The organism is Limnoraphis robusta CS-951 (assembly GCF_000972705.2).
Genome location: NZ_LATL02000306.1, coordinates 1 through 9,072, shown reverse-complemented (window position 1 = coordinate 9,072; position 9,072 = coordinate 1). Strand labels below are relative to the sequence as shown.

Sequence of the window (9,072 nt, the reverse complement as noted above, 5' to 3'; positions counted from 1 at the left end):
TTCTAATGCTATAATAACTCTACTGGCAGGGTATTCAACCAGTTGAAAAACCCAGCATCTAATCGATGCAATTAACCTTGAAAACTTAAGGTATGGGGTTCTTGCAAGAAATGCTTTGGCCATATAAAACCTTAAAGCACCAAGTACAGAGAACAAAGCATTTTTTTCTCAAGTACGGTAGGGCATACCGAAACTATCTCTGAAATGGGATGAACGACTGGGGAGACTCACCCCTCTGGAGTAGGTTAGGAAACTAGCTTGCTGTAAGGGTTGTCAATGAATCAGTAATCCAAAGCCGTGAGGCTTGGAGAATCCCCTTTCTTTAGAAATGGGGAGTATGTCAAGAATACAAGCTAATACCAGACAGTGGACAAACCAAGGTCATTGAACATAGCTTAAGTGTTTGTCGCTCTGTCTGGAATTATGCTTTAAGGGAGCGTAAGGATTGGTTAAACTCTAGGAAATCCCCTGTTAATGCCTGTTCATTAATTCAGGAATACATTATAAATCCTGATACCCCTTATCCTAATTATCACAATCAAGCCAAAGCACTAACAGAAGCCAAGAAAACTAACGACATACTTAAATCAGTAAATGCTCAAGTTTTACAACAGGTACTAAGAACCTTAGACAGAGCTTTTGCTGATATGCAGTCTAAAAAGTTGGGGTTTCCACGCTTCAAAAATAAATACACGATGCGCTCTTATGTGTATCCTCAAATACTGAAAGGTTGTCTTAAAGGTAATCAAATAAAATTACCACAATTAGGATGGGTTAAGTTTAGGAAGTCAAGAGATATTCCCAATGGTTTTGATATTAAACAAGCCAGAATTGTTAGAAAAGCATCGGGTTATTTTGTCCTGCTTTCAATGCAGTTAGATGTCAATATTCCAGATGTTCCGTTTCACGGACATCCGTTAGGAGTTGATTTAGGCTTGGATAAGTTTCTAGCTACCAGTGACGGGGAACTTGTAGAAAGACCCAGATTCTTAAATCAACTACACCGTAAGCTGAAATTGCTACAACGTAGATTAAGAAATAAGAAGAAGGGATCTAATAATCGTCACAAGTTAAATCAAAAAATAGCAAGATTGCATCAGCGAATTTCTGATACTCGCAAAGAGTGGCATTTTAAGTTAGCTCATCATCTTTGTGACCATGCACAATCCATATTTGTTGAGGATATTGACTTTAGGTCATGGGGACGAGGTATGCTCTCTAAACATTGTCTTGATGCTGCTTTTGGACAATTTGTAACCATCCTAAAATGGGTAGCCTGGAAACGAGATGTTTTTGTGGCTGAAGTTGACAAAAATTACACATCACAAATATGTCCTAATTGTGGGTTCCACACGGGCAAAAAAACTCTTGATGTCAGAGAACATAATTGTCCTGAGTGTGGATATACAACCCATCGTGATGTAGCGGCGGCACAAGTAATTAGAAATCGTGGTATAGAAAATGCGCTAGGGCATAGCGTATCAGAAAATGCCTGCGGAGATGGTCTGACGGGGGCTTTGCCTAGTCAAGAATCGGTGAAGCAGGAATTCTTAAATGCGAGTTTAAGAATCTCCCGTCAAGCTACGCTGTGACGGTGAGAGTATGTCAATAAACCCGATGTCTAATTTGTCGTTAAAATTGATTCGTAATTGGTTAACAGTCGTTCCAAACCAAACCCTCTCCCGAAAGACTCGTCGAGTCGTGAATCTTTTTCTCAGTTTGCTACTGGTTCCACTGGTTAACAGCAAATCCACTTCTGCTCAAGTTCTGCCCTATTGTCAGCTTTCACCCGAACAAATTACCCTCAAAGACAGTTTACGTCTTGCCGCTGCTGCTAGTCCCGAAGCCCAAAAACAGTATGAGGATACCTTAACTCAAAACGCTCAAGCCGTTTTTCAATGTCGTCGTCAAAGCTGGCTAAAAGAGCAAGCCATTTGGCTGAGGTTGTATCCCTGTGATGCTAAACCGGGAGCGATTGAGAAAATTCTAGATGATCTGGTGAATCGAGGCTACAACAAAGTTTATCTAGAAGTGTTCTACGATGGTCAAGTGTTACTTCCCGCTTCAGATAATAACACACCTTGGCCGTCTGTGTTGCGATCGCCTGGAACTGAAACGGTTGATTTATTGGCTGAAACGGTGGAAAAAGGACGTCGAAGGGGCTTAGAGGTTTATGCTTGGATGTTCTTGTTGAATTATGGTTATACTTACACATTACGACCCGAGCGAGAAGCGGTTTTAGCCCGCAATGGAGAGGGTCAAACGACAGTCACCGCAATTGCTGGGGGAAGTGACAGCAATGATTATGGTGAAAGTTATACGAATCAGGGATTTGTTGATCCGTACAACCCTCAAGCCCGTCAAGATTATCAAACGCTGTTAAATGCGATTCTCGCCCGTCGTCCTAAAGGGGTGTTATTTGACTATGTTCGTTATCCGAAAGGCTTAGGGGGGGCTTCTGTGGCGGCTAAGGTGAAGGATTTGTGGATCTATGGAGATGCTTCTCAACAGGCGTTTCTCCAACGCGCCAATAATGACAAGGGAAAAGAGTTGATGCGGCGATTTTTGCGTCAAGGTTATCTAACGGAAACGGATATCAAACAAGTTAATGCTTTATATCCTGAAGTTAAACCTGCCAATTCGGAAGTTAAACCTACAACTGGTGAAACTCAACCTACAACTGGTGAAACTCAACCTACAACTCCTGAAGTTAAACCTACTCCACTTTGGCAAGATGAAAAAGCCCTCACGCCCTTAGCTTCCTTAGCTTCAATGGGAAACAGCCTTCAACAACAGTTATGGCGGCTGAGTGTGGCTCATGCTCAACAAGGAATTTTAGAGTTTTTGGGATTTGCTAGTCAAGCGGTACAACAGCGAGGCTTATCTGCGGGGGCGGTATTTTTCCCAGAAGGAAACCGTCGCATTCGTGAACAGGGGTTTGATTCCCGTTTGCAACCTTGGGATCAATTCTCACCGACGATAGAATGGCATCCGATGTCCTACGGTGTGTGTGGGAATACTAGCTGTATTGTGTCTCAAGTGCAAACTGTTGTCAGTCAAGCGCCGTCAGGGGTGCAGATTATTCCGGCGTTAGCGGGGGATTGGGGAAAAGTGATTAATCATCGTCCGTCGTTGGAAACTCAGATGCAGGATATTCACGCCGCAACCCCTCAAATTAAGGCGATTAGTCATTATTCCTACGATTGGCAAGATCCAGAATTCACCCGACAACGTAAGTTTTGTCAACGTTAACTTCCGAGGCAACAAGTCCCACTTTCTCACCGGTTCCGGTGAGGGGGAGTTGACAGTCGGGGGCAACTCCTGGTATATTGGTAATAGTAAGTTTTATAATCGAGTATTGAAAAAAATATTTTTTAGACAAGCATCCGATTATACGATAATAATATCCCAGAGCCACCCAAAAAGTCAATAGGGTAGGCAAAAAAAAATCGCGAAATTTGAGGGAAAGAGCGTTTTTTTTTGGGGGTTTCTCCCGCAACCCTATCCCCCCAGAACGGAAAGCTATAAGATCTAGTCGTAGCGTCAGTTACACTTAATAGGTTTGTGAAAGGTTTGTTTGAGCGTATCGCAAGCTGGATAAACCGTTGTTTGAAAAAGGAGTTTTAACGTTGAAAAGTGCAGCGCCCCAGCAGGGGATACCAGCCATTGTTTTAGGGATTGTTCTGGCAGCGGCTCTTCTAATCGGACTCAATTCCTTTGTGATTATCAATCCGGGTCAGGCGGGAGTGTTGAGTATTTTGGGGAAAGCCAGAGATGGCACACTCTTGGAGGGTCTTCATTTTAAACCGCCTTTAGTTTCGGCGGTTGATATCTATGATGTCACGGTACAAAAGTTTGAAGTCCCGGCCCAGAGTTCAACAAAAGATTTACAACAACTTTCGGCGAGTTTTGCGATTAACTTCCGTCTCGATCCGATACAGGTTGTGAGAATTCGGCGAGAACAGGGAACACTGCAAAATGTGGTGTCTAAAGTGATCGCCCCGCAAACGCAAGAATCGTTTAAAATTGCGGCAGCGAAACGAACCATTGAAGAAGCGATCACCAAACGCGATGATCTCAAGGCTGACTTTGATGAGGCGCTCAATAGCCGATTGGATAAGTATGGGATTGTGGTGTTAGATACCAGTGTGGTGGATCTAGCGTTTTCGCCGGAGTTTGCCAGAGCGGTTGAAGAAAAACAAATTGCGGAACAACGAGCGCGACGGGCGGTTTATGTAGCGCGAGAGGCTGAACAACAAGCCCAAGCGGATATTAACCGTGCCAAGGGTCGAGCCGAAGCCCAACGCCTGTTAGCGGACACTTTAAAAAATCAAGGGGGTCAGTTAGTTCTGCAAAAAGAAGCGATTGAAGCTTGGAGACAAGGCGGATCTCAAATGCCTAAAGTTCTGATTCTCAATGGAGATTCTAACAGTAGTGTGCCGTTCTTGTTTAACTTGAGTGAATTTTCCGAAGGAGCGATCGCCAACTAAGTTTAACTGAATCTCAATCATTGGGATCTACACCCAAAAGACCCGGTTTTTTCGAGAAGCCGGGTTTTTCAGTCGGGCGATGCCGCAAATCAGAGGAAAAAGCAAGTGACTGTAGGGCTAATTCATGAAGCGACCCCTACAAATGATAACGGGTCACTGATATAGCAGTACAAAATTCGGTTAGGACATTTCTACATCCTAGAATCCTTTCATAGTCTGCTGTTGCCTGTTCCCTGTTCCCTGTTCCCGATTCAAGTAGCGCTATAACTGTTAATCCGGTTCCAAATTCTGAGATGATGATAGGGCTAAGATTATAGATTCTCAACTCAGAAGCTACTTTCTATGCGAATCGCTCTTTTTACTGAGACTTTTTTACCGAAAATCGATGGTATTGTCACGCGGCTGCGTCACACGGTTGAACAGTTGCATCGCTTTGGCGACCAAGTTCTGATTTTCTCTCCAGAAGGCGGACTCAAAGAGTACATGGGCTGTCAAATTTACGGGGTGGAAGGATTTCCTTTACCGATGTATCCGGAGTTGAAAATCGCTATTCCTCATCCGGGTGTTGGCGCCAAACTCGAGGAGTTTCAACCGGATCTGATTCATGTCGCCAATCCGGCCGTCTTGGGATTGGGGGGGCTATATTATGCTAAAAAGTTTAATCTGCCTCTGATTGCGTCCTACCATACTCATTTGCCTCAATACTTGCATCACTATGGTTTGGGGATGTTGGAAGAGGTGCTTTGGGGGCTATTACGTTCGGCGCACAACCAGGCAGATTTGAACCTCTGTACTTCAACGGCGATGGTCAAAGAGTTACAATCTCATGGGATTGAACGGGTTGATCTCTGGCAACGGGGCGTGGATACGGAACTGTTTCAACCGGATAAAGCCACGCCGGAAATGCGCGATCGCTTGAGCCAAGGACATCCAGACTGTACGCTCTTGCTGTATGTCGGACGTTTGGGGGCGGAAAAGGAAATTGACCGCATCAAACCCATTTTAGAAGCGATTCCGAATGCGCGTCTAGCGTTGGTGGGGGATGGCCCGAACCGTCTAGCGTTAGAACAACATTTTGCCGAAACTCCGACTCATTTTGTGGGGTATTTGCGGGGACAGGAACTCGCGGATGCTTATGCTTGTGCGGATGCGTTTATTTTCCCGTCTCGGACTGAAACTTTGGGTTTAGTTTTACTCGAAGCGATGGCGGCAGGAACTCCTGTGGTTGCAGCCCGTTCTGGTGGTATTCCTGATATCGTTACGGATGGGGTTAATGGTTATCTGTTCGATCCGGCGGATGAGAATGGGGCGATTTCTGCGACTCAACGGTTACTCTCTCACCAGCGAGAACGAGAAACCCTCCGTCAAAATGCTCGTCTAGAAGCGGAACGTTGGGGATGGCCTGCGGCGACTCAACAGTTGCGGCGCTACTATCAAGCGGTTCTAAGTCGTCATGTTCTGCCATCAGTTGCTTAGTTTGGTCTGGACGCTTAGACTGAAGACAGAGAAAATGGCAGTTGTGAACAGTAGCCCGTTGTCAGTTAACAGTTATCAGGTACCTGTTACTTATTTGAGGGTTAAATGGATCAGGTAAATATCGATTTAAGCGTGAACATTTCCTCAAAACTTACTTCTAAACAGTTTCCTGTTTCCTGTTGTCTGTTTTCTGTTAACGGGTTTCTGCTTCCCCAAAAGCTGATCTCTGATTTGCCATCTTCGTTGAACAAACATCTCTCCCATGACCCTTTCTAATGCTGGTAGCATTCTCGCTACACTGACTCAAGTCGATCGCATGGGTTTGTTGGCAGATCGCGTCAAGAATATGCCAATTGGGGAGTTCATATGTATATTGGATTTTATCACCGCAGAGTTTCAACAATTTCTTCGAGCTATTGATCTGATCAATAATGAAGCTCTCGAAACCCTCCTCGAACAATTACTTGATGCGTTCACTCTCAAAATAGGTCAAATTATCCAAGCGGATCGCACCACGATTTTTTTGATTAATCGTAGCAAAAATCAACTGTGGTACAAAACGGTTCAAGACGAAACGGGCGAAACCCAAGAAATTCGCCTTCCAATGGCTGCGGGGATTATTGGTCATGTTGCTAATACGGGCGAAACTGTAAATGTTGCCGATATTCAGACTTGTTCTATTTTTGATGCTGAGGTTGATCAACCTCCTAATTATTCGGTTAAAAATATTCTCTGTATGCCGATTTTTAGCTCTCAAAATTCCGAGGAAATTGTTGCAGTTGTCCGTTTACTGAATAAATCAGAAGGGGAGTTTAATCAGGAGGATGAACAACAATTTCGTGCTTTTGCTGATTCGATAGGGATTATTTTAGAAAGTTGTCAATCTTGTTATATTGCCGCTCGAAATCAACGGGGTGTAGCGGCTTTATTAGAAGCCACTAATACTTTGGGTCAAAGTTTGGATTTACAAGATACTTTACTCTCGGTGATGGAACAGGCGCGGCGGTTGATGCACGCGGATCGCAGTACCATATTTTTATATAATAAAGAGAAGAATGAACTGTGGACCAAAGTGGCGAAAGCGGATGGAAGAACGATGGTAGAACTCCGCATTCCAGCCAATCGCGGAATTGTGGGTTTTGTGGCTTCAACGGGTCAAGTTCTGAATATTACCGATGCTTATACTGACCCTCGTTTTGATCCGTCTGTTGACCAAAGAACGGGTTATCGAACTCGCAATATTCTTTGTATGCCTGTTTACAATTCTTCGGGAGAATTGATTGGGGTTACGCAACTGATTAATAAACATAAAGGGAGTTTTATTAACTCGGATGAGGAGTTTTTACGAGCCTTTAACGCCCAAGCAGGTATTGCATTACAAAATGCTCAATTGTTTGAAAATGTGATGATCGAAAAGCAATATCAGAAGGATATTCTTCAAAGTCTTTCTGATGTGGTGATTTCGACGGATATGCAGGGAAGAATTGTCACGATTAATGATGCAGCTTTGGAACTCTTAGGCTGTCCGAGACGTAAAGCAGAAAATCGAGACATTCGAGAGTTTTGGGAGTATAAACTTAAGGGTCGATTGGTTTGGGAGATTGTTCCGATTGAAAATTTAAAGCTTTGGTTAGAAAGTAGTCTGCAACATGGTTCCCGTCATTTTGTTCCTGAACAAACGTTAACGGTTGGTTTAGTTAAACGTCAAGAAAATGGCTGGCAAAATGATGATGAAATTCCGGTTTTAGTGGTTCCTGAACATCATAATTCAGAGGTTTATTTAATCTGGGGAGAACGCCAAAATATTCTCAGTGTTGATCTCGATCAAATGCAACCGATAGAAAGAGGAATTAATTTAACGGTTAATCCTCTGACAAACCCTGAAGGCGGTGTGCGTGGGGGGTTGGTTGTTCTTGAAGATATTAGCCGCGAAAAACGCATGAAAACCACCATGTATCGTTATATGACGCCCGGTGTTGCGGAACGGGTGATGGCGTTGGGTGAAGATGGGTTAATGAAGGGTGAACGCAAGGAAGTAACGATTTTGTTTTCGGATATTCGCGGCTATACAACGATAACTGAAAATCTCGATGCGTCGGATGTGGTGGCGTTACTCAATCAATATTTTGAAACGATGGTTGAGGCGGTTTTTTCCCATGAAGGAACTCTCGATAAGTTTATTGGAGATGCGTTGATGGCAGTCTTTGGGGCGCCGCTTCCTTTGCGACAAAATCATGCTTGGATGGCGGTAAAATCGGCTTTGGATATGCGTCGGCGGTTGAAAGAGTTTAATCATTCTCGCCCCGATGAACCGCAAATTAAAATCGGAATTGGGATGAGTTCCGGTGAGGTGGTTTCGGGAAATATTGGTTCACAAAAACGCATGGATTATACGGTGATTGGCGATGGGGTGAATTTGAGTTCTCGTTTGGAACAATTGACTAAAACTTACGGTTGTGATATTATTTTAAGTGAGATGACTTATCAGCTCTGTAGTGATAAAATTTGGGTACGAGAGTTAGATAAAGTTCGGGTAAAAGGGAAGAATCAAGCGGTTAATATTTATGAGTTAATTGATGCACGTTCCTCTCAACTCAATTCTGAAACCGAACATTTTTTAGAGCATTATCATCGGGGTAGAGAAGCTTACCTGGGACGTGATTTTCAACAAGCCATCCAACATTTTGAAACGGCGCAAGATCTTCGGAAAACAGATCATGTTGTACAGATTTATATGATGCGATCGCGTGAATATCTGGAAAATAAACCGCCTGAAGATTGGGATGGAATTCAAACGATGACAACGAAGTAAAGAAAGTAAAAAGAATATTGCTAACCCTCAAAACCCTGATTTTGTAGGGGCGGGTTCGAGTCAATCAAAGTTAATGAGTAGAAACCTGAATAAACCCGCCCCGTAAAACACAATTAAATTGTAGCCATTTGTAGGGGCGGGTTCGAGAGAATTTTTGTTAGCAAGTAGAAACCTGAATAAACCCGCCCCGTAAAACACAATTAAATTGTAGCCATTTGTAGGGGCGGGTTCGAGTCAATCAAAGTTAATGAGTAGAAACCTGAATAAACCCGCCCCGTAAAACACAATTAAATT

At 43.6% G+C, this 9,072-nt stretch carries 5 protein-coding genes; all 5 read left to right on the top strand.

Going from position 1 to position 9,072, the window contains the following annotated elements:
* Positions 1 to 356: 356 nt before the first annotated feature.
* Positions 357 to 1,592 (top strand): RNA-guided endonuclease InsQ/TnpB family protein, encoded by a 1,236-nt coding sequence (locus tag WN50_RS25770; protein ID WP_046276895.1) that lies wholly within the window; start codon positions 357 to 359, stop codon positions 1,590 to 1,592.
* A 25-nt stretch (positions 1,593 to 1,617) separates the two neighbouring features.
* On the top strand, positions 1,618 to 3,252 hold the full coding sequence (locus tag WN50_RS25765) for a glycoside hydrolase family protein (protein WP_235441131.1): 1,635 nt from the start codon (positions 1,618 to 1,620) through the stop codon (positions 3,250 to 3,252).
* Positions 3,253 to 3,629: 377 nt separating this feature from the next.
* Positions 3,630 to 4,490, top strand: coding sequence for a prohibitin family protein (locus WN50_RS25760; RefSeq protein ID WP_046276899.1), 861 nt, complete (start codon positions 3,630 to 3,632; stop codon positions 4,488 to 4,490).
* A gap of 342 nt (positions 4,491 to 4,832) precedes the next feature.
* Positions 4,833 to 5,966, top strand: a complete 1,134-nt coding sequence (locus WN50_RS25755) for a glycosyltransferase family 4 protein (RefSeq protein WP_046276896.1) — start codon at positions 4,833 to 4,835, stop codon at positions 5,964 to 5,966.
* A gap of 262 nt (positions 5,967 to 6,228) precedes the next feature.
* The gene (locus tag WN50_RS25750) at positions 6,229 to 8,778 is read left to right on the top strand and encodes an adenylate/guanylate cyclase domain-containing protein (protein WP_046276897.1); all 2,550 of its coding nucleotides are present in this window, start codon (positions 6,229 to 6,231) and stop codon (positions 8,776 to 8,778) included.
* The last annotated feature ends 294 nt before the right edge of the window (positions 8,779 to 9,072 follow it).